Origin of the sequence: Serratia sp. P2ACOL2, assembly GCF_003691565.1 — a bacterium.
Lineage (GTDB): Bacteria > Pseudomonadota > Gammaproteobacteria > Enterobacterales > Enterobacteriaceae > Serratia > Serratia liquefaciens.
This window is the reverse complement of the sequence record NZ_CP033162.1, coordinates 4,124,644-4,149,881: the sequence shown is the minus strand read 5'-3', so window position 1 is coordinate 4,149,881 and position 25,238 is coordinate 4,124,644. Positions and strand designations below refer to the sequence as shown.

The window sequence follows — 25,238 nt, the reverse complement described above, 5'->3', positions numbered from 1 at the left end:
TGACGATCGGGAAAGACCGGTAAACGAGTAACTGTCGACGATTCGGAAAGACGAACAGCATCACCTCGCTTCGGCGGGGTTTTGCTTTTAGTGTTTGTGGCCGTTATCGCTAAATCAGGCGCTGCTCATGCAATTTCATATTATGCATGATGCTGTCCATCATCACCTGAACCCTGTGGGGTAACACCCCACGCTGGCGATAAATAAGAAAGGCTTGCATATCGATACAGCGCTCACGTTCAATGCAAGGCATCAGTGACCCCGATTCCAGCGCAGAAGCGACGGAGTAATAAGGGGCATAGACGATGCCAAGCCCCTGTTTTGCCAGCTCGATGGCCGGCAGAATATTGTCGCATATGCTGCTGCCAGTGACTGCAACCTGCATCAATTGGCCCTGAGAACTATAACAGCTCCAGGTATTGTGGCTCCCTCCCAGCACCCGCAAGGTAATGCAGCGATGCGCTGTCAGCTCCTCTGGCTCGACAAGAGGGGCGTTTGCGATATAGTCCGGTGAGGCAAATAACCCGACGCGAAAACGGGTCAAGGGCCTGGCGATCAGGCTTTCATTTTGCGGCTGGAAGAAACTGATCAACAGATCGCAGTCACTGTCGAATACCGCACCGTACTTCTTCTCACGTTCATCCGGATTGCGGGTAACCAAATCGACGATCAGCTCCGGCGATTCGCGTAACAGCGGCGGCAGCAGATAACGGGTCAGGAATGAATGGATACCAATAGGTGCGCCCAGCGTCACCATGCCATTCAGACTGCGTTTATAGGTACCTGATATATCGAGCAGATCGTTATGCTCATCTAAAAGCTGAGTGGCTCGGCGTAAAAATTGTTCGCCAAACTCGGTTAGCGACAAGCTGCGCGGGGTGCGTAAGAAGATCTCCAGGCCAAGCCGGCGCTCCAGCGCCGTCAGGGTGCGCGACACATTTGACTGTGGCATGTCTAGCCGCTGAGCGGCCTTGCTGACGCTGGCCGTTTCGGCAATGCAGCGAACGATCCTGAGTTCGTCGATCTTGAAGTCTTTTGATTTCACTCTACGCGCCAGTCTGATTTTGTATATCAAAAATGATATACATTTTTGCCTGTATTGTCATATGACTTATCAGTCACTAGCGGGTACTATTTCGATTAATTATTTATTGCTTATTAAATTAATATTGGAAGTTATGATGAGAAAAAAACGTGCGGCCATTTTGCCCTTGGTATTCATTCTGGCCGCTTGTTCATCCAAGGTCACCGAAAAAGAAAAGTATTCTACGTTCCTGAATAATTACAATGATATTACCCAGGGGAAATCGGCCTCCGGTAAGGACGTTTTATATTGGAAACAAACTAACGTTGACTATTCTAAATATAAATATTTGGTTTATCAGCCGATGATCTATTTCCCGCGTCCGAAACCCACTGAGATGGTAAGCCAGCGCGCACTTGATAATATCCTGAACTACACCAACCAGCAGTTTAAGCAGTCCATGGCATCCCATTTTATCTTGGAGGATGTGCCACGTGAAAATACGCTTATTTTCCGAGGGGCTATAACGGCTATCGATACCCATAAAAAAGGGCTTCAGGTGTATGAGGTATTGCCAATCACGCTACTGGTGGCGGCAACACAGAGCGTAACCGGTCACCGCACCATGGAGAGCTCTGTGTATATGGAAGGCGAGTTTATCGATGCTTCGACTAATCAGCCGGTTATCAAAGTGGTGCGCAAAGCGTCCGGAAATAATTTGAATAATGAAAAGGCAAAACTCACCGTAGACGATGTTAAAAATGCCATTGATATCATTGCCAAAGATATCAAAGAGTATAAGACAACATAAGCCTCGATGTGTTATTTAGCGTTACCAGCCAGGGTGTAGCATGTTTCTAGATTATTTTGCTTTAGGCGTATTGATCGCCGTGTTTTTGATTTTATTTTACGGCGTGATAATTATTCACGACATTCCTTATTTGCTGGCCAAAAAACGGCAACATCCCCATCAGGATGCCATTCACGTGGCAGGCTGGGTAAGCCTGTTTACCCTGCATGCTATTTGGCCACTGCTGTGGATCTGGGCGACGTTATATCGGCCAGAGCGGGGATGGGGCATGAGCGAGAAGGCCGAACACCCTGAAGTGCTGCAAGCGCGAATTCATCAGTTACAAAGCGAGTTACAGCGAATGCAGATGCCCGTTGCAGATGAAAGCTCGTCGTCCAATAAAGGGTGTTGAAAGGGTATGGATCTCTTAATTATTCTCAGCTACGTAGCGCTGAGCTACGGCGTTTTCAAACTGTTCCGTATCCCCATCAATAAATGGACCGTGCCGACCGCAGTATTGGGCGGCATTTTTATCGTAGGAGCTTTGATTCTGGGGATGAATTACAACCATCCTTATACCTACCGGGCGCAGAAAATCGCTGTTTCGGTGCCCATTGTTCCCCAGGTATCGGGAGTGATTGTCGAGGTTACGGATAAGACCAATGTGCTATTGCATAAGGGCGATGTGCTGTTTCGCCTGGATGATACCCGCTACCGTGCCCGGCTGAACAAGCTGCAGGCAGATCTTGCCAGCGCGCAGGCGGATGTCAGAACACGACAGGCTACGCTAAATGAGTCCTCGGCCAATGTGCAGCGGGTTTATGCCGAGTATGAACGCACGCGCCAGGATTATCAGCGTTACGCCAAAGGCGCGGCAATGGCAGTTAACCCTTTCTCGGAACAAGACATCAGTCATGCCCGGCAGCAGTATCAAGCGCAATCTGCAGCGCTGCAGGCTGCCAAAGCTCAGCATCAGCAGGCGCAGGAGCGGCTTTCGGGCCACTACAATGGTGAGGACGCCCGCATTGCCAGCCTGAAATCACAGATTGCGGAAGCGACCTACAATTTGGAACAAACAACCATTCGAGCACCCAGCGAGGGTTATGTTACCCAGGTGCTGGCTCGGCCTGGCACCACCGCAGTGCGCTTGCCGTTCAAGCCGGTGATGATTTTTATTCCGCAGCAAAAACGGCAGGTGGTGGCGGTATTCCGTCAAAACTCGATCCTGCGTTTAACCCAGGGCGATAAAGCCGAGGTGGTATTTAACGGCTTGCCGGGGAAAATCTATGGCGGCTCGGTCACGCGGGTGCTGCCGGTAGTCCCCGACGGCAGCTATCAGGCCAGTGGTGTTATGCAAGGGCTAAACGTTGGCGCTCAGCAGGAGGGTGTTTACGTGATGATCGATTTAGACCCTGTTCCCGCGTTGGACAAATTGCCCGATGGCGTTACCGCACAGGCTGCGGTCTACACCGAGCACTTTGAGCATCTTTCCATCATGCGCAAAGTCCTGCTGCGCATGACCAGCTGGCTGCATTATCTCTATCTGGATCACTAACGACCAGTCTGCGCTACAGACACAAAAAAGCCCGCAACGTGAATTGCGGGCTTTTTCGTTATTGCCACCGGATCTATCTGGGGTCACCGGTGACCTATTTGGGCTGGGGGAGTCTGAATAACTAGATTAGCTTATTGTAATCATTGATAAAAAATGAGTTCAGACTTGTGAGATATACCTAAACGTATACCAATGCAGAAAAGTGACATCGATTTAGAGGGCGATTTTAGAATCCGGCATCAGCAGCTATCCCGCAGATGAGCCTGTTTTTGGATCTGCCCCATGATAGATCCAATCCGTCATCTCGCTCAGAAAAAAAAGATTTATAGAAAAACTAGTCACACTATTCACTTTTTATTTTTTTTGTTTAAAAACAATAAATTAATCGGTGGTTAGTTGATGATGAGTTCACCCCAACTGGTCACTTCCCGTGAACAGTCAGCCCAAACCGGCCTGAGCCGATTATTGAGTTGCTTCTCACTATGATGTCGGTGATTTCTGCCGTGGCGGAATTTGAGCGGGATCTGTTGCTTGAGCGCACGCACTCAGATGTTGCGAGGGCAAAAACAGCTGGAAAGCGATTTGGTCGTCTTTCGGCACTGAATGAAGAACAACAACTTGCTGTGATTACACGTATAAGCGCCGGGATCAGTATCAGCGCCATTTCACGGGGATTTAATATAACCCGGTAAACAATACTCCGGGTTGACAATTTGCTTTGTGCTAAAAGAGGACACCTGACCTTCCAATATGTCACTTAACTATTTATTACTTTAAATACTATTATCGAGTGAGTATCTTGCTAGGTACATAAAAGGGCATATAATAGTCTAAGCTAGGGGCTGACATTAAGTATAGGTGACAACATTATGATAACGCACTTCACTAGCGAATTTGAAAAGTTACTATGTATCATTTCATCCAATTCATTTATATTAGGGTATTGTGGCGAATATTTTGGTGACAAGAATGATAAGGTGGTTTCTAATGCTGCTCACCCCATGGTTTCATTCAGCGGTTATGATATTTGCGAGTTACCAACAAAAATAATAACATATGGTGGATATGGAATATCTCTTCACAAAAGTTGGGCCTTGAAAAACGGAATAACACCTGTGAACTATATAGAGAAAAATTCTCCAGTGGCATTGGGACTCATAGCCTTGTTAAGGTCACGTCAGTTGAAACAATTGCCTAATAATCTCAGATTGCCAGTCATTCAGTTGAAGTGTTTTACAAAGCATGTCTATGGATATAACAGCTATTTTAATCTTAATAATTATAATTTCGAGTATGAAAAAGAGTGGCGATATGTCCCAACGACTGAGCAAATCAAAAAGAATTTAATTTCCATTAATTTTTCAGCATACAAAAGACGGAAGGATTTTTATAATGCGAAAATAAAGAAGTTCCCTCTTGAATTCTCACGTGAGGATGTTAGATGCATATATATACAAAGTGAAAATGAGAGAGACAAGATAATGTCGATTTTTAGTTTCACTGAGGATAAAGTGATCATGGCACCTTGGAAAAAAGAAAAATAAAAGCATGCCTATTTTTACTCATCTAGAATATTTGGATGTTTTAGATTATTTCATTGGCCTATAAATAACTAGAGGTAATAATAATGGATCTTTTTTCAACAAAAATAGCCAAAAATAAGCTTAATGATAGTTTCAAACGTATTTACAAAGATCCGAAATTTTCCCCTGTAAGGGAAGTAATCCAATCTTGGGGGAACGGGCTGCAGCAACGCAGTGGTGAGAAAACTAAATTTGTTAATGAGTTTCAGACCACCTTCAACTCTGCATTTTGGGAGTTGTATCTGAATGAGATGTTTATTCGCCTCGGTTATTCAGTTGATTATACAAAAGATAGCCCTGATTTTAATGTTACCACTCCATCTGGTTACAATTTTAATGTAGAAGCAATGGTCTCTGACAAACCTCACAAACCTCCAATTGGTGATATTTTCAGCGAATCGAAGTTCAAGCATCAATCCACGCTAAAACTTCTCGGAAAGATTAAAGACAAGCATGAGCTTTTTACCGGTGTTAAGGGTAAGAAGTTCCCGTATTCAACAATGGAACACGTAGTCGGTAAACCATTCGTTCTAGCGCTTGCTCCATTTGATTCAGACTTATCACTAACTCAGAACAATACGATCATTAATCGAGTTTTATTTGGTATCGAAGAGCCTACGATGAGGGATCTTGCGATAGGTCAGCAGCGAAAAATCTTCTCGATTCAAAAAAATGAGCATAGCGAAATACCATTAGGTATTTTTACAAATGACTCATATAAAGAAATTAGTGCTGTTGTATTCTCAACAACGGGTACTTTCGGAAAGGCTGTTGTTCAAAGTGGAGTTGAACGATATATAAGGTCAACAAGATACCGTGCTCTTGATATAAATCATTTCATTGCCTCTGAAGGTATGAGGAATGAAGGGGTTCATACGAAAAAACTTGGTGTCGAGCATTATTTAACGACGCATCGGAATTTTTACAATAATGAAGTTGTTGGCGCGGATGTTGAGTTGTGTCATTCCAGCGAGTATACAGAAACACATTTTGATGGCCTGCACGTTTATTACAACCCAAATGCGATAGTGCCTTTGGATAAAGGCATTTTCTTCCCTCCAGAAATAACGCATAATTTTTATGACATGGCAAGTGATTCGCCTGTGCAGAATCATCCTGATAGAGCGCTGGTGTCGCGGCAGGTTTTTGAACCGTCTAAGGCCAATCTGAGATATATTGTTAAACACTGGTTCCCTGAGCATATCGGAGATCTGTAAGTCGGTCAGGGAGTCAGTCTAATAACCTGCTTTTGCATATATAAATATACAGGTATTTATTATGATTTACGGAAGCAGGTCTTTAGATATCTCACTTCCCAGAACAACTCGCTCTCGTTTTTACTTACCAAAACTTTAAGTATCCCGCTTAACTGAATCAGCTACTTTTTGCCTTTCCTACAACTCAGTTCAGTCAACGTCCGCTCCTCGCTAAAGCTGCCTGTCAGAACCTGTTTGCCTAAAAATTCTTAGAGTGGGATTTTTTCCGTTTTCCAAACAGCTCCCTCTATGGCTGACTCTGGATAAGGCATATTATTAGACAGTCTTTATAGATACCCAATGAAAGGATTCGGATGATGGCATTTGAAGATAAGAAGAAAAAGGCAATAGCCCTGATGGAAGATAAAAAGATGTGGCGGAGCAATTATGCGCCACCGATCTTGCGCCTGTTTTGGAAGTTGGGGGGTAAAATGCCACCGCCACCGTTTGCCCCCTTCTGGCTGAATACTCTGTTTTTCGCCGTCTGGTTTGGCCCTCTATGGGGCATTCTCATGTGGTTTAGTAGCTGGAAAAATGAAGGTGTCAGCGTACCAATCGCGGCGTTAAACGCCCTCATTGCCGGTTTGCTGTTTGGTTTATTCATGGCGTTAATCCACTATTGGCGCAAGCGTGCCAACAAACTGCCTGACTGGAAGAGTTTCTAACACGGCAATGCTCTAAACGGCAGAAAAAAAGATTTATAGAAAAACTGGTCACACTGTTCACTTTTGTTTTTAGTTGATTAAAAACAATTAATTAACCGGTGATTAGTTGGTGATGAGTTTGCCCTGACTGGTCACTCACCGTGAACAGTCAGCCCTATAAATGCAAAATACCGGCCTGAGCCGGTTGTTTATTGTGCTGTGGGTGAGCGGCAGGGAAAGATTTCAGGCAGAGAAAAGGCCTGCAATGCAGGCCTGAGTAGTCACCGCTACGGGTTTCCCTGGTGTTGGGTGTATGCGGTTTGTACCGCTCGACTATAAGCGGCCCCGCGCAACAGCGTCCAATGGGTTCGGCAGATCAATAACCGCGTATTGATCGGCAGAAACGATCGTGGCGCTATTCGCTTAACGCATTTCACACTTGGGGAGCCAGTCGGCTTCGCAGTCTTCGCTCAATATCAGGTTGGTCTGCATCCCCTGATTGGTCTTGCGTTTCAACAGCGCTATTTCGTACTCACGCAGGGTTTGCGGCACGGCACGCCCGAACGCGGTCAGATTCAATGGGTACTTGTGTCCCCGCGCTTCCATGTAAGAGAGGTACGCGTGATACAGGTATTTGCGTGGGTTCGCCGGGGTAATGTTGGCATTACCGATATAGAGGCCGTCGGGTGCACTGACTGCCAGCAGGTAGCCACAAAAATCGACCAGCGGATCGGCACTGCGTTTAATCTCCAGCGCTTCATCGGAATTCTGCTGCGCTTCCAGCAATGTGCGAGCGTCATTGGGCACGGCAAAACGCTGCATCAGGTGGCGCACGATCACCGCCAGCTCGCCGGTGATTTTTGCCAGCAACTGCGGGTCACGCTCGTTGGCCGGTATCACCTCCGGGAACGGCAGGATGACCCGGCGACGGGACACGCCGCCGCTGCGGTCACTGAACTGCATCGGGTTGTTGTTCACCGCCAGAATCACCGCCGGAATGTGCGTGGAGTAGGCATCCCGGTATTTCGGGTCAATAGCCACCGCATCGCCACCGGTGATCGCTTTGATGCCCGCACCGTCACCGCTCCATTTCTCTTGGTCAGGCAGGATAATCAGCGAAAACCCGACCACGGAGGCGCGCTCCCGTGAGGATTCCAACGTATCGATGGTGGCCGACGTGGTGTTGTCTTTCCCTGCCAGCAGGCTGGCTATCGCGGCCATCACGCTTTTACCGCTGCCACCGGGGCCGGTGACTTCAAGGAACAGTTGCCAGTCATAGCGGTTCGCCAGCACCATAAACAGCGCGGCAAGAATACGCGCCTGTTTTTCGGGTTGCTGCCCGGCAGCGCGGGTCAGCCAGCGCCAGAAGTGCGGGGCATGGTCGGCGAGATTTTCCCCGGCCTTGGGCAGCGTGTAGTCCACACTGTTGACGGTGCGCAGCCAGTGCGTTTTCTGGTGCGCACTGAATTGCCCGGTGGTGGTATCAAATACCCCGTTACGAAAGCCAATCAGGTGCCGTGCCGGCGTGCCCATTTGCGGCACCATCAGTCTGAGCGTATCCAGAATGCTGTTGATTCCTGCAGCCGAGAACGGGGCGCGGATTTTCTGAAACAGGGCGGCAATTTCGCGGCTAAGCACCCGGTATGGCAACACCTGCCATGCACCGTTTTCATAGCGGCACAGGTCTTCACCGACCTGTGGCACGGCCAACAGATGCTGGTAGTGCTCCGCCAGCAGTTCGGCTTTTTCACTGGCGCTCATGGCTTTCAGGTCGGCATCGCTGAGCGTATCGAACGGGCTGGGTTGCTTGGGCTGGCTAAAGGCCGTCAACTGCGCAAGCGCGGCCAGCTTGCCTTGTTGCTGGTATACGTCGTTCCAATCTCCCACCTCTGGTGGCAACGCCGGTTTACCGCCGCTCAGTTGCGCGGCTTCGGCGGCACGGGCCTGCCCGGTGCCGTTCTCATCATTGTCGGCTGCCAACAGCAACAACGCATCAGGATACTGAGCGCGCAACTGTTGCGCCATCGCGGGCAGGTTATTGGCGCTGAGCGCTACGCAGACGCTTTCCCCGGTCAGTTGATGCACGGTCAGGCCGGTAGCGTAGCCCTCAGTCAGCCAGATAACGGCATTATCCTGCCCCGGCAGGAAATGACAGGCGTGTTTTGCCTGCCCCCCGGCCAGTGTGCGCTTGTCGCCTGCTGCGTTGATCAACTGGACGTTGACCACGTCCCCGGCGCTGTCAGTCAGGGGCAATAGCAGGTCGCCGGGCTGGTAAGTGATACCGCCCACGCGCAGTGACGGCCCCTGTAATGTCAGGGTGTCGATATCCGGCCAGCCTTTGGCGGTCAGGTAGGTTTTTCCGGCCTGCTGCCGGGCGCTGGCGAGCAGTTGTCTGGCCTGCTGTGCTGCGTTATTTCGCGCCTGCGCTTTGTCCTGCTGTTCCTGCTGGGGATTGTATTCGGGCAAGGCGCTGCCCGACGGTTCACCCAATACCCCGGCCACCTTTACGGCGGCCTCTTTGGTGGTCACATCCAGTGCTTTTTCGACCAGATTCAGGCCATCGCCACCGCCACACTGGTTGCAGAACCATGTGCCGCGGCCCTGCAGATTATCAAAACGAAAGCGGTCTTTGCCGCCGCAGACCGGGCAGGGCTGCGCCCGGCCCCCTGCGGTGATGTGAATGCCCAGTGCCGGGAGCAACACCGGCCAGTGGCCGGTCGCTGCACGTGAGGTGTGAGAAACGCTTAATGCGGTCATTGTTTTGCCTCCTCAGTGCACGGTGGTGTTACAGGTGACGGCCATCCGGCCACAGCACAGCTCATCCATCATCTTTTGCCCGAGCGTGGTCAGGCGCGGCGGCGCCACCAGAATATCCGGCTGCACCATGTCACTGAGCATGGTGCAGGCCATGTCCATGCCCACTTCCGCGCCGTGCTGGCGGACAAAATAGCCCTCAATGTCCATCGCAATCGCCATTTGCAGTTCATCCAGCGTGTAGCCGGGATTCACCCGGTAAAACGCGCAGGTATCGAGATAGGCATGGGCCAATGCGCGGCGGTAAACGGCGGTGCGGACTTCAACGGGTAAACAAGACTGTGGGGTGTTCATGCGGCGGAAGCCTCCATGCTGGCGAGAATGTGGGAGTCACAGGTTTTGACGACCTGTCCGAGCTGGTCAGTGAGTACCGCAATGACAGACGCAAAGGCGGCTTTTTGAGCGACGTCCGGGCACTGGCCGGTCGATTCAAGGGTGTCCAGCATGTCGAGGAACAGCACGCCGGTAGAATGCGCGTGCTGAAGACGCAGGAAATCAGCATGCGGAATAGGATAGAAGGTTTCACTGTGGAAGCGGGCGGCCAGCGTATTCATGCCACCCCCTGTACAGGCAGACGGCCCGCAAACGACAAAATGTAGTCACGTGTCAGCAGGCGGCGGGCGCTGTGCTCGGAATCCGCCACGGTGCGCAGCATGCACGGGGCTGCCGTCAGGGCAGTACGGCGAATGGCCGCAAACAGGAAACAGAATTTAGGGTGAGTCGGGGTGAGGATAGTAGCCATGGTGGCAGCCTCCAATAAGTATTGGTTATTGCTACCACCGAAGTTTCCACGCTTATGGGTGGTAGCCCAGACGGGGGTGGAAATACCGGCCTTATTGGAAACCGGCCTGACCGAGGTCAGCCCCGCCTGAGCCACCATTGTTTGACAGCCACAGTAGCATAAATACCACTGTGCAAAAAATGAGTGCACTAAGGCTACGACATAAAAAAACACGCATGGCGCGTGTTGTGTCGCCAATAAGTTACACGGGTTTCCACGCCCGGCCGCCGATTGTGCGACAGCGGGGGGACTATAGCGCAGTGCCGGACGTGGGGGCAAGCCGTAAGACGCCCCCGGACGTTCAATCGATCGCATAGTGATCAACAGTCGGTAAGCTGGTCGTGGCGGGTATCGGCGGCGGCGCGGGTCAGCGGCACCGGCATGGCACGGAAAAGACGCGGTTCGGCCAGGCTGCTGGCCAGGTGGATCACGCCGTGCTTATCGCTGCGGTGTTCCGGTAAGGCAATATCCGGCTGCTTACGTTGCAACAGGATGGCTTCTGCGACAAACAGTGCGTCGGTATTGTTCAGGGTAAAGCTCTGTCGGCCGAGCGTTAACCGCATCATGCTGCAGCCTCCTGATGACGGTTGGCGATACGTTCAGCCATCCAGCTTTCGATTTCTGATTCGAGCCACGCCACGGTTTTACCGCCAAGGGAAACTTGGGCCGGGAACTGCTTGCGGCTCATCATCTCGTAGACGGTAGAGCGTGACAGCCCGGTGGTATACAGCACTTCCGGCAGGCGAATGAAACGCTCACGGGGCGTGTAATCGACCGGGACGGGCAAGAGTGTGGAAGGGGTCTGTGTGGCAACTGCAAACATGGAATGCTACCTCGTTTATACCCGGTGGGATCTCACCGGTGCTGTGTGGGTTCGTCTGGTAGCGCCCTATTATGAGAATATTTTGCGGGGAGGCAACAAGGGAATGTTGTGTGGAACCTGAGATTTTTTCTTGTTTTTCAATCAAATGGACGTATTGCCCTTTATTGCCTCATATTGACAATCTGTGACAATTAATGACAACTCCACTTACCAGTAATACCGATTGGTTTTCAGCGAATAAATAGATAAAAACATTAAATGCCAGCTAGCCAGAAAAAAGGCTGTTTTTAGCCGAGTGAACAGTAGTGAAAACTAGGTGACGAGTTTTAGAGAAACTGTTCACTGCTTTATTTACTGATTTATCTACCTTTTTTATTAAAGTGAACAGTAGTGAATAGTTTTATATAAAACTAAAATCTCCTTGATGGTTTTATCGTCAGTTTTTGGGGCTGTTGTCCTGCGGACAGTCCAACCGGGATGAATGGCGATGTTGTACGGCAGTCAGCAGAATAGCCTCACATTGACTGACACCGGAGATAACCCCATGAGCACGACTGCATTACCCCAGCACATCAACGACAAGCTGCAAGCCCTGCGTGATGCCCGCGCCGCCCACGACAAAAACTATCAGGCACTGACGGACGTCATTACGGGGATCGCCCGCTGTCATCAACAGAAGAAAGACACGGAAGTGGAAAGTCATGAGGCAGAAAGCCAGTGGCGCACCCTGTTTCGCAAACTGCGTGGGGAAATGACCCCAGAGCTACAAGCGCAACACCACAGCCGGATTTCCAAACGGGAGCTGGCGAAAGAGTTCGACGGTCTGGTTGAAGAAATGGAGCTGGACAAAACGGAGCTTCACCTTGATTGCGGCGCGTCGGCCCCGAAGGTGGTAGCCGCACATGAAGCAGCCCTTACGGCCTTTGCCGAACATGCGATGAGTAAGGCGGTGGATGCACTAAGCGCCGCGCTTATCAGTCCTGATGTCATCAAGGCTTGTGTGCTGGCGAAAGAAGCTTACGGCGTCTACGGGAATGACCCGATGAACATGATTGAGCAACGTCTGTTAGGGGCGTTGAACGGCCGTATACGTGTTGCAACGGCGCTACAGAGCATTGAACATCCGGTATTGAACGACATCGGGCTGACGAAGCCGGAAGAAACCGGGGTATTGCCAGAACTGCAAAACAGTCTAATGCGTCGAATGCAGGTTGCAACAGAGCTGAGAGCAAAACGTCAGCGCTTGCAGCAGCAAGGGGTCACATCATGATGCGTTGTCCGCTGTGCACCCATTCGTCTTATACCCGTACCAGCCGTTATGTGACCGAACAAACGAAAGAGGCCTATTACCAGTGCCAGAACATCGTGTGTTCCTGCACCTTTAAAACGGTAGAAAGCGTCGATAAGATTTTATGCCAGCCCATTCAAGCGGAGTCGGTGACCGGCGATGATTTACCACCGCCGGAAAAAAGGACATTAAACCGCTACCGCCGTTATAGCCGAAATCAAACACTCCATTGATTGAACTGGCCCCGCTACAATACTGATTTTGCAGCGGGGTTTTTACCCTTCCTCCAAGCCCGAAAACAGCCTTTTTTCTGGCTAGCCTGCTTCAAACTGCGCGTGCATGCATAGGGTGCATGATTTTGCATTAATTCCCAGCCTCTCAAAACAGCCGAAACCCCGCGCCACAAGGGCTTACAGGGCCTCTGAGTCATGCATGAAATGTGCATGATAAAGTCAGAGCGCGTAGGCGAGGGAGTATTGCGCGCGCGATGCTTCTAGGGTTCGAATGTGTAATAAATATTTAAAGCTCAGAAAGAATTTTAGGTGTAAGAACTGCACCCTTTGCAACTTGATCGTCAGCGCCTAATTCGACATAGTTTTTTTGTACAATCTGTAAGCTTTCATTAAAAATATCATCGCTGATTATTATTTGTGAAATATTGGCTAATGCGTTCAATATATTATCTTTAGTTCCTAAGTATTTTATTGCGGCTGTCATTGCCACATAATACTTAATGTTCGTTATCGTCTTCACATCTGGAGTATAATTTTCTCTTTCGCTTTTCAAGAAAGTTTCGGTAGCCTTAATAATTAAAATTACTTTTAAGTATGTGTCTATGCTTATATCCAGGCTGAATATTTTTTTATATTCTATATCTGAATTTATTAGCGTTGATGGCCGCGCTCGAGCGCTGTCAGGTCTAAATAATACTATAGTCATCATTGCCTGTGCTAAGTATGCGATGCTGATTATTTTAGATGCAGGTTTACCAATGTTTTTATAGAAGTTTTTCTTCCTGTCATAGTAAAAATCGTTTGCTTTTAAATAATCTTCAATATTCCTATGGATTTCATCTGAACTTCTTAGCGAGGCTGGGAGAATTGCTGTTTGGCTATTTGTTGCCCTAATGATTCTGTCTCTTGCTTCTTCATTTTCTTCACAGATTATTCTAATGAGTATTGAGCGATTATCATCATTTATTGAACTGAGTTCAGAGAAATGTCGATAGATTTCATGAGACGTTTGCAAGCCATTTACAATCTGTGGATCTTCTATAGTTATCTGTTTTCCAGCACTTACAGCTTTTGGAGTTATTATTGTTACTCCATTATTCAAATACCAAAAGTCATCTGAATTAATGTTATTTAAAGTTAAACGTATTCCAGTATTTACAGTTACGCTACCTTGATAATCTCGCACGTTTGATTCAAAAATGCTTCTAGCTAGGGCACCATTATCACTTACAAATGCATAGTATTTTGTCAAAGATGCAAGGCAAATATAACTTCCAGCAGATGTACTAATTGGTTGCTCCGATATCTCGAGTGTCCGGGAACTAGCAGGTATGTTTCTACTCATTTCTAATAGAGTATTCGCACCAATAAAATTGAACTCGAAATTCGCGCCACTAAATAGTTTATTTATATCCTCATGGAGCTTCACTGATTTATCAGATACATTGACATGAATGCCTGTGTCCATACCCTGTGTGGCATAAAAAAACCTTATAACAATGGTAGGAAATGTTTTTGCAAGTTTTGAATATGCATTTCTAAAAATTAAAACCTTCTCTAAAAGAAGAGCATTGTATCTTTGTTTGAATTTAGAAACGTCATTTGCTAAATTGAATAAATCTTGGATGGTTTCACGGAACTTAGTTATTGCATCTTCTTTAAATGTAGGTGAGGTTTTTGATTGGATAATGATTAATTCAATATGATTTTTCCTCGTTTGCATGTTTAATTGAGTATCTTCTTTCTGCAACTCTCCATTTACAAAAGTAAAAATTGAGTCTATTCCCCCATCACCTCCATTGCCGACCACGCCATAACCAATGTCATCGTAGGTAACATCGTAATCTTTTAAAATTTCAGATGCAGTGTACATTTCAAAAAAATCAGTATCAGATATTTCAATTCCTAATTCGCTTTTTTTATCTTTGAGTATTTGCTCTAAGATTATTTGGTCATTGGTTTTTTTAGACATTATTTAGTCCTTAATGTAATTTTTTGTGTTAACAACATATTTGCCCCACCATTTCATTAATGGCACACGCTGAGATAAATATGTTGAGCGATTATAAGCTTTTCTAACTTCATTTTTATCACTGTGTGCAAGTGCTGCTTCAATTATATCCGAGCTCAAATCAGCTTCATTCATTGCTGTACTGGCAATAGACCGTAACCCATGCGCGACTAACTTCCCACCATAGCCAATACGTTTTAAAGCTGCATTAGCTGTTTGGCTGTTCATCGGTTTTCGAGGATCGTTACGGCTAGGGAATACGTGCTCACGTCTGCCGCTGATAGGGTGCATGATTTCGAGTATTTCTAGTGCTTGGTCTGACAGTGGAACGATATGCTCACGCTTAGCCTTCATTCTTTCTGCCGGAATACGCCACTCACGGTTTTCTATATCGATCTCAGCCCATGCGGTTGCCGAGGCTTCTGCAGGACGTATAAGCGTAAGTAGCTGCCACTCAAGTAAGCAGCGGGTTGGGATTGATAAATTGCTCATCGAGATTGTGCGCATCAGCTTAGGCAGTTCTTCTGGTCGTATAGTCGGCATATGCTGCTTCTTAGGTCGTTCGAATGCATTACCAATACCAGAAGCCGGATTAGCATCAATCAAGCCAGTGTTGACTGAGTAGATCATGATTTCGTTAATACGCTGTACTAATCGGCGAACTGTCTCTAATGCGCCACGGGCCTTGATAGGTTCCAGCACTTGGATCAGCAAACGCGCTTTGATGTCCTGAACCGGGATATTTTCAATAGACGGTAATATGTCCTTCTCGAGAGAACGCCAGATATCTTCTGCATGCTTCGCGCTAACGCTGGCCTGCTTCAACGCGAACCATTGCTTTGCCACATTCAGGAAAATGCTTTCTTGGGCTACCTGCTTTTGTTCTGCTTCTTCTGCTTCTTTGGCCTGTGGGTCAATGCCTCTTGCCAGTATCGCGAGCTTTTCGGCACGTATTTGCCGGGCGTCGGCAAGTGACAGGGCAGGGTAGGCTCCGAGGCTAACCATAGTCCGTGAACTGGTGCCGGGGCGGAGGTAGCGGAAACGCCACAGTTTCTTGCCGGTGGTTTTGACTAACAGGAACAGGCCGTCACCGTCGTGCAGGGTGAGGTCTTTCTCTAGGGCTTTGGCTTTTTGTACTTCGGTATGTGTGAGGGGGCGTGTAGTCCGCGCCATGTAAGGGTTCTTCCATAATTGGTATACGTTTATGGCATACATTTTAACGTATACCTAAACGTATACCAATAAATCCCGGATTTAGCTGGATGTTCTCGGACTGCTACAGACACAAAAAAGCCCGCAAACCTAAGTGGGATGCGGGCTTTCCGTACTTCTCCGGACTTATCTGGTAATACCCGGATCATCATTTGGTGGAGCTGGGGGGATTTGAACCCCCGTCCGAAATTACTACACCGTCGGCACTACATGCTTAGTCCAATCTTTACATTCGCCGGTCAGCTGCGGATGGACACGCCACTAACAAACTAGCCTGATTGGATTTAACGCTTCAGCCCCAGGCAGGACATCCACGCGATCTCTTTTGGGTTTGACCTCTCTTGATCCCCGTCCTAAGAGCGGAGGCTAGGGAGAGAGGGCTCTTAGCAGGGTATTAAGCTGCTAGGGCGTAGTTTTCGTCGTTTGCGACTATTTTTTTGCGGCTTTTTACGAGGCCAACCGCCCCTCGGCATGCTCCTAGGGCTTCGCAAATCCCGTCGAATCCAGAATCAGCCCCAAGTAACTTTGTGCAGTATACCAGAAGTTTAACCCGTTAAGCCAGAGGCTTATCGGTTGGCGTGCTTCATGATACGGGCTTTCGCCGTCTGCCACTCACGATCTTTGATGTCATCGCGCTTATCGTGTTCTTTCTTGCCTTTGGCTACGCCGATTTTGACCTTGACCCAGGCATTTTTCCAATACATGGACAGGGCAACAACGGTATAGCCTTCGCGGTTAACGCGGCCGAACAGCGAGTCCAGCTCGCGCTTGTTCAACAGCAGTTTGCGGGTACGTGTCGGGTCGCAGACCACATGCGATGAAGCCACGCTGAGCGGCGTGATGGTGGCGCCAAAAAGATAGGCTTCACCGTCACGGAAGGTCACGTAGCTGTCGCTGAGGTTGGCTTTGCCGGCACGCAACGATTTGACTTCCCACCCTTGCAGGGACAGGCCCGCCTCGATTTCTTCTTCAATGAAGTATTCGAAACGTGCTCGCTTGTTTTGCGCAATGGTGGCTGAACCAGGTTTGTGAGCTTTTTTCTTTGTCATAGTGCGTTCATTATACTGGATGCGTCAGCGAAAGAAATCCTTTACCGCTCAGCACCTGCGCAATTTTTCGCATTTTTGGCTCCTGTCTTGCATAGCAGATTTTTTGTTTGCCGATAGATAAATGGTATGATTTGTATGTTTTGTGTCTCACAGGAAATGATATGCCCCAGATCAGTCGGTCTGCGTTAGTGCCGTTCAGCGCCGAGCAGATGTATCAGTTGGTTAACGATGTTCATTCTTATCCCGATTTTCTGCCAGGTTGTACCGGTAGCCGGGTGATTAACGCGTCCAACAATGAAATGACCGCCGCGGTGGACGTTGCCAAAGCCGGTATCAGCAAAACTTTTACCACGCGCAATACGCTGCTGGATAACCAGAGCATCAATATGCAACTGGTTGACGGCCCGTTCCGCAAGTTGATGGGGGGCTGGCACTTTACGCCGCTCAGTCCGGAAGCCTGTAAGGTTGAGCTGCACCTGGACTTCGAATTTACCAACAAACTGATCGAGTTGGCGTTCGGCAAGGTATTTAAAGAGTTGGCCGGCAATATGGTGCAGGCATTCACCCAGCGGGCGAAAGAGGTTTACAGTGTCTGAGATACGGGTTGAGGTGGTTTATGCCTTGCCGGAGCGTCAGTATCTGCGCAACGTGAAACTGGCAGAGGGCAGCAATGTTGAGCAGGCGATTGTGGCCTCCGGATTGCTGGAACTGCGCAGTGACATTGATTTGCAAAGTAACAAGGTGGGCATTTATAGCCGACCGGCCAAGTTGGGCGATGTGCTCAATGATGGCGACCGGGTGGAAATCTATCGCCCATTGATTGCCGATCCCAAAGAGCTGCGCCGTCAACGGGCAGAGAAGGCAAAAAAATAAGGCGCTGAGTGCGCCTTATTTTTTATCAGAATTTTATCTTCCGAGTTGCAGCCTGTGACTGTCATGAAGAACTTGATTCGTCCCTCACGGGCCGGACGACAGTTCCTGTACTGATTATTTGGTCAGCGCAGGCTTGTTCTGAATATCCGTCAATACGCCCGCGCTGTTAAAGGTCAGCGTCAGAGTTTGCTGGGTGATATTTTCATGACCCGGCTGCTGGCGGAACACATAGAACCACGTCTGAGTACCGAACGGATCCTGCAGCATTGGGGTTCCCAATGTATAAGCGACCTGTTGCTGGGTCATACCTTTTTGGATTTTAGCTACGTCGGTTGACGTCAGGTAGTTCCCTTGGTTGATGTCAGGCCGGTAAACCACCTTCTCAAAAGTAGAACAGCCTGCAGTCAGCATCACAAGAACCACAGCGGCGGCAGTCAGCGTTTTACAGCGCATAGTAATCACATTCCTTTAGGGCATAGGATGCCGATGATAATAGACCTTGCAGCAGTTGGAAACCTTTACAGGGCCCCAATATGACCTCAGGAAAGTAAAAAAGTTGAGCTTTTCTATGCAGCAAGCAGTTCTTTTGCGTTCGCCAGGGTGTTTCGGGTGACTTCGCTGCCGCCAAGAAGGCGCGCCAATTCTTGCAAACGAGCACGTTTATCCAACGGTGACATCTGCGTTTCGGTTTCCGTGCCGTCAGTCTGCTTGCTGACAAACAGGTGCTGATGCCCACAACCGGCCACCTGTGGAAGGTGGGTGACGCACATGACTTGGGTAGATTCTCCAAGTTGACGCAACAGGCGCCCAACAATGGCGGCCGTCGGGCCGCTGATGCCGACGTCCACTTCGTCGAAAATCAGCGCCGGGGTTTCCATCTTGCGAGCGGTAATCACCTGGATAGCCAGCGCAATGCGGGACAGTTCGCCACCGGAGGCCACTTTCGCCAGCGCTTGCAGCGGTTGACCTGGGTTGGTGGACACACAGAATTCGGTGCGGCTGGCCCCTTCAGCACTCAAATGCTGCGGCTCGAAGCGGACGTCGATATTGAATTTGCCGTGCGGCATGGAGAGGGCCTGCATGCTGTCGGTAATCAACGTGGTCAGCTCTGCAGCATAGTGCTGGCGCTTCTGGTGCAATTGCTCCGCTAACAGCAGCGCTTGCTGATGATGCAGAGTGACCGCCTCGTTAAGGTGTTCATGGTCGTTCTCTTGCTGCGACAGCAACTGCTGCTCATCCAGCATCTGTTGGTGCAGCTGTGGCAGTTCCTCTGGCGCAACGTGATGTTTCCGCGCCAGGTTAATTTGGCGCGACAGACGCTGTTCAAGTTCTTGCAGGCGGTTGGGGTCCAGATCCATGCGATCGGCATAGTGACGCAGTTCGTCGCTGGCCTCACTGATTTGGATCGACGCCTCTTCCAGCATGTCCAGCAGCCCGCTGAGTTTCTCATCCATGCCGACCAGCTCAACCAGCAGATGTTTGGCGGTGTAAAGCTGGCTCAGCATGTTGTTTTCTTCATCGTCAGCCAGCAATTGCAGGGTCTGCTGGCTGATGGTCAGCAATTGGCCGCTGTTGGCCAGGCGTTTGAACTCCGAATCTATCTGTTCGAACTCACCGGCCACGGGCGCAAACTCGTTCAGCTCTTTCAATTGGTATTGCAGCAACTGTTGGCGTGCGTCGCGTTCGATGGACTGTTGCTGATGATGGGCCAGTTCGCGACAGCTTTGGTGCCAACGCTGATAAGCCTGTTGCATCTGCGCCAACAGGGCAGGTTCGTCGGCATAGGCGTCGAGCAGTTGCTTCTGGTGATCGGGCTTGAGCAGCAACTGGTGGGCATGCTGACCGTGGATTTGAATCAGCAACTGACCGAGTTCGCGCAGTTGCGAAAGCGGTACGGAAGTGCCGTTGATAAAGCCGCGTGAGCGGCCGTCTGCATTGATGACCCGGCGCAGCAGGCACTCATTGCTGTCGTCCAGGTGGTTCTGTTCGAGCCATTGGCGTGCAGAAGGGGTATCTGCCAGTGAAAAACGGGCGCAGATATCGGCACGGGCGGCTCCCAGCCTGACGACGTTACCGTCGGCGCGGTTGCCGAGGCACAGCCCCAGTGCGTCGATGGCGATAGATTTACCGGCGCCGGTTTCACCGGTAATCGCCGTCATACCCGGTTGAAAATCAATTTCCAACTCACGAACGATAGCAAAATTGCTGATGGTCAATTGCGCCAGCATGGGAACCTTCCTGTGTATAAACACATAACTGTAGTTTCATACAGTATAAACTGGTTTTATATACAGTAAAGGGGCTGGCGATATTTTTAGAACAATTTTTTAGACCAGCCCAGCTTGGTGCTTAACGTGTTGAAATAGCTGTAGTCCTTTGGATGAATAAGATTCAAATGGAAATCGCTGCGGCGTATCAATACTTCCTCGCCTTCCTGGATAGGCAGTGCGATCTGGCTGTCGCAGCTGATTTCCAGATCGCTGCCGATCTGCGAAAACTTCAGGCGAATGGTGCTGTTGCCGTTGATCACCAACGGGCGGGCCGAGAGGGTATGCGGGAACATCGGCACCAGCGCGATGGCTTCCAGCGATGGCGTCAGGATCGGGCCGCCGGCAGAAAGCGAATAGGCAGTCGAACCGGTCGGGGTAGCGATAATCAGACCGTCAGAGCGTTGCGAGAAGGCGAAGCGATCGTCGATATACACTTCGAACTCGATCATGTGCGCCACTTTACCCGGATGCAGTACCACTTCGTTGATGGCAGTACTGATGCGGCACTGCTGGTTCTCTTTGTGCACGATGGTTTCCAGCAGGAAGCGCTGTTCATCGATGTATTCGCCCTCCAGCACGTCGGCCAGTTGCTGCAGTGCGTTGTCGGGGTCAAGATCGGTCAGGAAGCCGAGATTGCCGCGGTTAACGCCGATCACCTTGATGTCGTAGCGGGCCAGAACGCGGGCTGCGCCGAGCATATTGCCGTCGCCGCCGACCACTACCGCCAGGTCGGCCTTTTGGCCAATATCCGCCAGGCTGCCGGTAACCGCATCTTTTAACCCCAAATCCTGAGCGATTTGGCGTTCAATCATCACTGAATAGCCTCGGGCGACTAACCAGTGAAACAACATCTCATGCGTTGCCAGCGCCGAAGGGTGACGCGGGTGGCCAACAATGCCAATACAGGCGAATTTTTTATTCATTGTTGTGATTTTCCTCACCGGGACCAGTTTATGCCCCACATTGTGACCGGTTGACTTGAAACCCCGGTTTTGATCCCCATAATAAGCCAAGTTGCGAGATTAATGCTAAAACGCGGAGATATTCATGAGTAGTAAAGAACAGAAGACGCCAAACGAGCAAGTCTCGGAAGAAATGGAACAGCAGGAAGTCTTGCCGGAAGCGGCTGAGGGCGTCGATCTGCGGGATGAGCGCATTGCTGAGCTGGAAGCTCAACTGGCCGAAGCCCAGCAGCATGAACGCGACAGCCTGCTGCGTGCCAAAGCGGAAATGGAAAACGTCCGCCGCCGCACCGAGCTGGATATCGAAAAAGCACACAAATTTGCGCTGGAGAAGTTCTCCGGTGATCTGCTGCCGGTGCTGGATAACCTGGAGCGCGCGCTGGAACTGGCGGATAAAAACAATCCGGAACTGACGGCGATGATTGAAGGCATCGAGCTGACGCTGAAGTCCCTGCAGGACGTTGTGCGTAAGTACGGGATTGAAATCGTTGGTGATATTAACGTGCCGTTCAACCCGGATGTGCACCAGGCAATGAGCCTGATGGAATCTGCCGATCACCAGCCGAACCACGTCATGATGGTGATGCAGAAAGGCTATACGCTGAATGGTCGCCTGCTGCGCCCGGCGATGGTGGCGGTTTCCAAAGCCAAGGCTTAAGCCGAATTCAATAAGGAAAAGGCACCTGCGGGTGCCTTTTTTGCGTCTGGGTTATGCCTGCGGCAGTCGCGGTAGCCAGTCGATAGGCGCCAGCCCCTGCTGTTCCAACAGTTGGTTGGTTTGCGAGAAGTGGCGACAGCCCAAGAACCCACGGTGGGCGGAAAGCGGCGATGGATGTGGCGCTTTCAACACGTGGTGGCGGTTGCGATCGATAAAGTTGCCTTTTTTCTGCGCATGCGATCCCCAGAGCAGGAACACGATGCCTTCGCGGTTTTCATTCAGCGCGGCGATCACTCTGTCGGTAAAGGTTTCCCAGCCCAGTTTGGCGTGGGAGTGCGCCTGGCCGCCTTCAACGGTCAATACCGTGTTCAGCAACAGCACACCCTGTTCCGCCCAGCTTTGCAGGTAGCCATGGCTGGGGCGCTCAAAGCCCGGGATATCCGTCGCCAGCTCTTTGTACATGTTTACCAGCGAAGGGGGCGCGGGTACGCCAGGGAGCACCGAAAAGGACAGCCCGTGGGCCTGATTCGGGCCGTGATAGGGATCCTGACCGAGGATTACCACCTTCACGTCCGCTAGCTCGGTATAACGAAAGGCGTTGAACACGTCTTTTTGCGGTGGGTAAATGGTCTTACCGGCCTGGCGTTCAGCGGCAACAAAGGCAAGCGTTTCATGAAAATAGGGCTGCTCTTTCTCCTTGCCGATAACATCATGCCAGGTGAGGGAGGTGGACATAAACGCTCTCCTTTGTTTTCGTTAACAATTCACTGGGCATAGCTTACCGTTTAGTGCCACGCAGCGAAACCTGCTTTTCTTTTTCCGCCGCGCTCCTGCATATAAATATTTTTTAAAATTTACAAAAATAATTGCGATGTGCTCTACAGGGAAAATTGACATAAAACATAAACTTGCCCATTCTCGCTCTGTGGGTACCCCGTGAAAATTGACTTTAATCAAAGAATTGCCCCGGCCAGACTGGTATACAGAACAACAAGACAACAATGGTTTTACCAAATGGCCGAAACCAACATTGGGTTTTCTTTCGAAGTAGAATTTTTCGCCCTTGTACGGAGGCAACAAAATGATTACTGGTATTCAAATCACTAAAGCGAACGACCAGGCGCTGGTGAACTCTTTCTGGCTGCTGGACGACGAAACATCAGAAGCCCGCTGCGTTTGCGCTAAAGCCAACTATGCGGAAGATCAGGTGGTACCGGTCAGCGAACTGGGCCAGATCGAGTACCGTGAAGTGCCATTGGAAATGCAATCGACCGTTCGCGTAGAAGGTGGTCAGCACCTGAATGTGAACGTGTTGCGTCGCGAAACTCTGGAAGACGCGGTTAAGCATCCGGAAAAATACCCGCAGCTGACCATCCGCGTGTCCGGCTATGCAGTGCGTTTCAACTCGCTGACGCCAGAACAGCAGCGTGACGTGATTACACGTACTTTTACAGAAAGTCTGTAATTTTACGCACGCTTAATAAGGGAGCTTCGGTTCCCTTTTTTCTTGCCGCAACGGTCAGAAAGTGAATCCGGATCACATTCCTCGCAAAGATAATTCTTCTCATTACAGAACTGCTCCGACCTGCCGATAGCTACATCAGCACCCAATGAGGTGCGGCATTGATAAGTCTATCGACAAGGAGTCGGCATGAGTATGTCTTTGAGTTTTACCTCTGCGGTCAGCCCCGCGGCGATTCTGCCCCCGGCAACGCGTACGCTGCCAGAGCGTTTGGATCCTTCCCAGCCTACTGAACCCTCGGCATCAAAGGCCCCCGCGGCCACGCTTTCCCAGAATAGCCTGAATGCCCAGAACCTGCTGAACACGCTGGCGAGCGATTTGTCGGCAGCAGCGCCGGCGGCGGCGAATCAGGGCGTGACACGCGGTCAGCAGCCACAGAAGGGGGACTATACGCTGGCGTTACTGGCTAAAGACGTTTACAGCACCGGCAGTCAGGGCATCGAGGGGTTCAATCGGTTGAGTGCCGATGCTTTGCTGGGGGTCGGCATTGATCCTGCCAGTCTGCAGGATGCGGCGTCGGGTTTTCAGGCCGGGATCTACAGTGATAATCAGCAGTATGTGTTGGCCTTCGCCGGCACCAATGATATGCGCGACTGGTTGAGCAACGTGCGCCAGGCGACCGGCTATGACGATGTGCAGTACAATCAGGCGGTATCCCTTGCGAAAAGCGCCAAGACAGCCTTTGGTGATGCGCTGGTGATCGCCGGTCATTCGCTTGGCGGCGGTCTGGCGGCTACGGCAGCGCTGGCAACGGGTACGGTGGCGGTGACTTTTAACGCTGCCGGGGTTTCCGATTATACGCTGAATCGTATGGGGATCGATCCGGCAGCGGCGAAGCAGGATGCACAAGCCGGTGGTATCCGCCGTTACAGCGAGCAATACGACATGCTGACCAGCACGCAGGAATCCACTTCGCTGATCCCGGATGCCATTGGGCATAAAATCACGCTGGCCAATAACGACACCCTGAGCGGCATTGACGACTGGCGCCCGAGCAAGCACCTGGATCGCAGCCTGACTGCTCATGGGATTGATAAGGTGATCGGCTCGATGGCGGAGCAAAAGCCATGGGAGACGAAGGCCAATGCCTGAACGGCGGCGCCTATGGCAGACGTTAATGGTCGCCACGCTGGCGGTAATCGCGATCGCCGGTTTGCTGATGATGGCTAAGGAACAACAGATGAATCAGGAAATTTCTCCGTTTAACGGGCGCAGCAATCTGGCACTGGCTCAGGCAGTGGCGCGTGGTGACACCAACGGGATTGCCGAACAGGCAACTGAGGCGCGCCTGCATGAACAGGGGGACCGTCAGGTCACTTTGCTGCAATGGGCCATACTGTCGCAGCAAACGCAAAGCCTAAGCTCGCTGCTGGCGTTGGGGGCCGATGCGACCACTCCGGGCCTGGATGGCAATAGCGCGTTGCATACTGCCGCTGCGGTGCAGGACCCGCAGTATCTTCGATTGCTGTTGGCTCACGGAGTGCCGCTGAATCCGCGCAATGCGGTGACCGGTGCTACGCCGCTGGCAGCGGCAGTCTTGGCGGGGCGGGAGGAGCAAGTACGGCTGCTGTTGGTGTCCGGTGCCGATGTCACCCTTAGCGATCGGCTGGGGGATACGCCTTTGCACCTGGCGGCAAAAATCAATGCGCCGCAGTTGGCGCTGATGCTGTTGCAGGCGGGGGCGGACGCCAAAGCGCGCAATCAGCAAGGCGTGGCCTTCCAGTTCTACTTATCGCAGACGCCGACGGCATTGCAGAATGAAGAAATGCGCGATCGCTATCGTCAACTGAACGCCTGGTTGAAAGCCCATCAACAGGTGGCGCAATACGGACAGCAGTAACGGGGCATAAAAAAACCGCCTGCGGAAAAGGAGGCGGTTTTTATTCACTG

Annotated in this window: 28 protein-coding genes, 1 other RNA gene and 1 pseudogene; 15 read left to right on the top strand and 15 right to left on the bottom strand. The window is 50.5% G+C overall.

The window, feature by feature from the left end; genetic code table 11:
* Nucleotides 1–109 precede the first annotated feature (109 nt).
* Complete coding sequence (locus tag EBA31_RS20100) at nucleotides 110–1,045, bottom strand: LysR family transcriptional regulator (protein ID WP_020828278.1); 936 nt, start codon at nucleotides 1,043–1,045, stop codon at nucleotides 110–112.
* 136 nt (nucleotides 1,046–1,181) lie between these two features.
* Here EBA31_RS20100 and EBA31_RS20095 point away from each other — a divergent pair, with 136 nt between their 5' ends.
* From EBA31_RS20095 to EBA31_RS20065, 7 genes and pseudogenes are all read left to right on the top strand, one after another.
* A complete protein-coding gene (locus tag EBA31_RS20095) occupies nucleotides 1,182–1,835 on the top strand; it encodes a DUF3313 domain-containing protein (RefSeq protein WP_115058173.1) in 654 nt (217 codons plus the stop codon).
* Nucleotides 1,836–1,875: 40 nt separating this feature from the next.
* Nucleotides 1,876–2,226 carry a DUF3302 domain-containing protein gene (locus tag EBA31_RS20090; RefSeq protein WP_046372809.1) on the top strand — a complete coding sequence of 117 codons (351 nt, stop codon included), beginning with the start codon at nucleotides 1,876–1,878 and terminating at the stop codon, nucleotides 2,224–2,226.
* A gap of 6 nt (nucleotides 2,227–2,232) precedes the next feature.
* Nucleotides 2,233–3,369 carry an HlyD family secretion protein gene (locus EBA31_RS20085; RefSeq protein ID WP_122080054.1) on the top strand — a complete coding sequence of 379 codons (1,137 nt, stop codon included), beginning with the start codon at nucleotides 2,233–2,235 and terminating at the stop codon, nucleotides 3,367–3,369.
* 485 nt (nucleotides 3,370–3,854) lie between these two features.
* Nucleotides 3,855–4,061 (top strand): annotated as a pseudogene (locus tag EBA31_RS20080) (helix-turn-helix domain-containing protein); the annotation flags it as partial.
* Between the two features lie 177 nt (nucleotides 4,062–4,238).
* On the top strand, nucleotides 4,239–4,913 hold the full coding sequence (locus EBA31_RS20075) for an abortive infection system antitoxin AbiGi family protein (RefSeq protein ID WP_122080053.1): 675 nt from the start codon (nucleotides 4,239–4,241) through the stop codon (nucleotides 4,911–4,913).
* Between the two features lie 83 nt (nucleotides 4,914–4,996).
* Nucleotides 4,997–6,169, top strand: a complete 1,173-nt coding sequence (locus EBA31_RS20070; protein WP_122080052.1) for a hypothetical protein — start codon at nucleotides 4,997–4,999, stop codon at nucleotides 6,167–6,169.
* A 356-nt stretch (nucleotides 6,170–6,525) separates the two neighbouring features.
* The gene (locus EBA31_RS20065) at nucleotides 6,526–6,873 is read left to right on the top strand and encodes a DUF6404 family protein (protein ID WP_122080051.1); all 348 of its coding nucleotides are present in this window, start codon (nucleotides 6,526–6,528) and stop codon (nucleotides 6,871–6,873) included.
* Between the two features lie 402 nt (nucleotides 6,874–7,275).
* Here EBA31_RS20065 and EBA31_RS20060 read toward each other — a convergent pair whose 3' ends face one another.
* The 6 genes from EBA31_RS20060 to EBA31_RS20035 are packed head-to-tail and all read right to left on the bottom strand — an operon-like array spanning nucleotide 7,276 to nucleotide 11,270.
* Nucleotides 7,276–9,609 (bottom strand): primase-helicase zinc-binding domain-containing protein, encoded by a 2,334-nt coding sequence (locus tag EBA31_RS20060; RefSeq protein WP_122080050.1) that lies wholly within the window; start codon nucleotides 9,607–9,609, stop codon nucleotides 7,276–7,278.
* A gap of 12 nt (nucleotides 9,610–9,621) precedes the next feature.
* Complete coding sequence (locus EBA31_RS20055) at nucleotides 9,622–9,960, bottom strand: DUF5375 family protein (protein WP_107227513.1); 339 nt, start codon at nucleotides 9,958–9,960, stop codon at nucleotides 9,622–9,624.
* On the bottom strand, nucleotides 9,957–10,220 hold the full coding sequence (locus EBA31_RS20050) for a hypothetical protein (protein ID WP_122080049.1): 264 nt from the start codon (nucleotides 10,218–10,220) through the stop codon (nucleotides 9,957–9,959). Before EBA31_RS20050 ends, EBA31_RS20055 begins: the two co-directional genes overlap by 4 nt.
* Nucleotides 10,217–10,762, bottom strand: a complete 546-nt coding sequence (locus EBA31_RS20045) for a host cell division inhibitor Icd-like protein (RefSeq protein WP_122080048.1) — start codon at nucleotides 10,760–10,762, stop codon at nucleotides 10,217–10,219. The genes EBA31_RS20050 and EBA31_RS20045 overlap by 4 nt, the downstream gene beginning before the upstream one ends.
* Nucleotides 10,763–10,767: 5 nt before the next feature.
* Entirely contained in the window at nucleotides 10,768–11,013 is a 246-nt protein-coding gene (locus EBA31_RS20040) for a hypothetical protein (RefSeq protein ID WP_122080047.1), read from the bottom strand.
* Complete coding sequence (locus EBA31_RS20035) at nucleotides 11,010–11,270, bottom strand: AlpA family transcriptional regulator (protein WP_122080046.1); 261 nt, start codon at nucleotides 11,268–11,270, stop codon at nucleotides 11,010–11,012. The genes EBA31_RS20040 and EBA31_RS20035 overlap by 4 nt, the downstream gene beginning before the upstream one ends.
* A 544-nt stretch (nucleotides 11,271–11,814) precedes the next feature.
* On the opposite strand from EBA31_RS20035, the gene EBA31_RS20030 reads away from it, so the two are divergent.
* Both EBA31_RS20030 and EBA31_RS20025 read left to right on the top strand, forming a co-directional pair.
* Nucleotides 11,815–12,540 carry an NAD-dependent aldehyde dehydrogenase gene (locus EBA31_RS20030; protein ID WP_122080045.1) on the top strand — a complete coding sequence of 242 codons (726 nt, stop codon included), beginning with the start codon at nucleotides 11,815–11,817 and terminating at the stop codon, nucleotides 12,538–12,540.
* The gene (locus EBA31_RS20025) at nucleotides 12,537–12,791 is read left to right on the top strand and encodes an ogr/Delta-like zinc finger family protein (protein WP_122080044.1); all 255 of its coding nucleotides are present in this window, start codon (nucleotides 12,537–12,539) and stop codon (nucleotides 12,789–12,791) included. Before EBA31_RS20030 ends, EBA31_RS20025 begins: the two co-directional genes overlap by 4 nt.
* A gap of 286 nt (nucleotides 12,792–13,077) precedes the next feature.
* Here EBA31_RS20025 and EBA31_RS20020 read toward each other — a convergent pair whose 3' ends face one another.
* From EBA31_RS20020 to smpB, 4 genes are all read right to left on the bottom strand, one after another.
* A complete protein-coding gene (locus EBA31_RS20020; RefSeq protein WP_122080043.1) occupies nucleotides 13,078–14,763 on the bottom strand; it encodes an AIPR family protein in 1,686 nt (561 codons plus the stop codon).
* A gap of 3 nt (nucleotides 14,764–14,766) precedes the next feature.
* Nucleotides 14,767–15,975: an integrase domain-containing protein gene (locus EBA31_RS20015; RefSeq protein ID WP_122080042.1), complete on the bottom strand. Its 1,209-nt coding sequence runs from the start codon at nucleotides 15,973–15,975 to the stop codon at nucleotides 14,767–14,769.
* A 192-nt stretch (nucleotides 15,976–16,167) separates the two neighbouring features.
* Nucleotides 16,168–16,531, bottom strand: a transfer-messenger RNA (tmRNA) gene (gene ssrA / locus EBA31_RS20010).
* A 49-nt stretch (nucleotides 16,532–16,580) separates the two neighbouring features.
* The gene (smpB, locus tag EBA31_RS20005) at nucleotides 16,581–17,063 is read right to left on the bottom strand and encodes an SsrA-binding protein SmpB (RefSeq protein WP_020828274.1); all 483 of its coding nucleotides are present in this window, start codon (nucleotides 17,061–17,063) and stop codon (nucleotides 16,581–16,583) included.
* A 161-nt stretch (nucleotides 17,064–17,224) separates the two neighbouring features.
* Here smpB and EBA31_RS20000 point away from each other — a divergent pair, with 161 nt between their 5' ends.
* Both EBA31_RS20000 and EBA31_RS19995 read left to right on the top strand, forming a co-directional pair.
* Nucleotides 17,225–17,659, top strand: a complete 435-nt coding sequence (locus EBA31_RS20000) for a type II toxin-antitoxin system RatA family toxin (RefSeq protein WP_020828273.1) — start codon at nucleotides 17,225–17,227, stop codon at nucleotides 17,657–17,659.
* Nucleotides 17,652–17,936, top strand: coding sequence for an RnfH family protein (locus tag EBA31_RS19995; protein WP_020828272.1), 285 nt, complete (start codon nucleotides 17,652–17,654; stop codon nucleotides 17,934–17,936). Before EBA31_RS20000 ends, EBA31_RS19995 begins: the two co-directional genes overlap by 8 nt.
* Before the next feature lie 114 nt (nucleotides 17,937–18,050).
* On the opposite strand, the gene bamE is transcribed toward EBA31_RS19995, so the two are convergent.
* The 3 genes from bamE to nadK all read right to left on the bottom strand — a co-directional run bounded on the left by bamE (nucleotide 18,051) and on the right by nadK (nucleotide 21,129).
* Nucleotides 18,051–18,389, bottom strand: a complete 339-nt coding sequence (gene bamE / locus EBA31_RS19990; RefSeq protein ID WP_012146393.1) for an outer membrane protein assembly factor BamE — start codon at nucleotides 18,387–18,389, stop codon at nucleotides 18,051–18,053.
* Between the two features lie 113 nt (nucleotides 18,390–18,502).
* Nucleotides 18,503–20,164, bottom strand: a complete 1,662-nt coding sequence (recN, locus tag EBA31_RS19985) for a DNA repair protein RecN (RefSeq protein WP_020828271.1) — start codon at nucleotides 20,162–20,164, stop codon at nucleotides 18,503–18,505.
* Nucleotides 20,165–20,250: 86 nt separating this feature from the next.
* The gene (gene nadK / locus EBA31_RS19980) at nucleotides 20,251–21,129 is read right to left on the bottom strand and encodes an NAD(+) kinase (RefSeq protein WP_020828270.1); all 879 of its coding nucleotides are present in this window, start codon (nucleotides 21,127–21,129) and stop codon (nucleotides 20,251–20,253) included.
* 124 nt (nucleotides 21,130–21,253) lie between these two features.
* Here nadK and grpE point away from each other — a divergent pair, with 124 nt between their 5' ends.
* Nucleotides 21,254–21,826 carry a nucleotide exchange factor GrpE gene (gene grpE / locus EBA31_RS19975; protein WP_020828269.1) on the top strand — a complete coding sequence of 191 codons (573 nt, stop codon included), beginning with the start codon at nucleotides 21,254–21,256 and terminating at the stop codon, nucleotides 21,824–21,826.
* A gap of 51 nt (nucleotides 21,827–21,877) precedes the next feature.
* On the opposite strand, the gene ung is transcribed toward grpE, so the two are convergent.
* On the bottom strand, nucleotides 21,878–22,561 hold the full coding sequence (gene ung / locus EBA31_RS19970; RefSeq protein WP_020828268.1) for a uracil-DNA glycosylase: 684 nt from the start codon (nucleotides 22,559–22,561) through the stop codon (nucleotides 21,878–21,880).
* A gap of 346 nt (nucleotides 22,562–22,907) precedes the next feature.
* Here ung and grcA point away from each other — a divergent pair, with 346 nt between their 5' ends.
* The 3 genes from grcA (at nucleotide 22,908) to EBA31_RS19955 (ending at nucleotide 25,188) form a co-directional block, all read left to right on the top strand.
* Complete coding sequence (gene grcA, locus EBA31_RS19965; RefSeq protein ID WP_020828267.1) at nucleotides 22,908–23,291, top strand: autonomous glycyl radical cofactor GrcA; 384 nt, start codon at nucleotides 22,908–22,910, stop codon at nucleotides 23,289–23,291.
* A gap of 186 nt (nucleotides 23,292–23,477) precedes the next feature.
* The gene (locus EBA31_RS19960; protein WP_122080041.1) at nucleotides 23,478–24,440 is read left to right on the top strand and encodes a DUF2974 domain-containing protein; all 963 of its coding nucleotides are present in this window, start codon (nucleotides 23,478–23,480) and stop codon (nucleotides 24,438–24,440) included.
* Complete coding sequence (locus EBA31_RS19955) at nucleotides 24,433–25,188, top strand: ankyrin repeat domain-containing protein (RefSeq protein ID WP_122080040.1); 756 nt, start codon at nucleotides 24,433–24,435, stop codon at nucleotides 25,186–25,188. The genes EBA31_RS19960 and EBA31_RS19955 overlap by 8 nt, the downstream gene beginning before the upstream one ends.
* The last annotated feature ends 50 nt before the right edge of the window (nucleotides 25,189–25,238 follow it).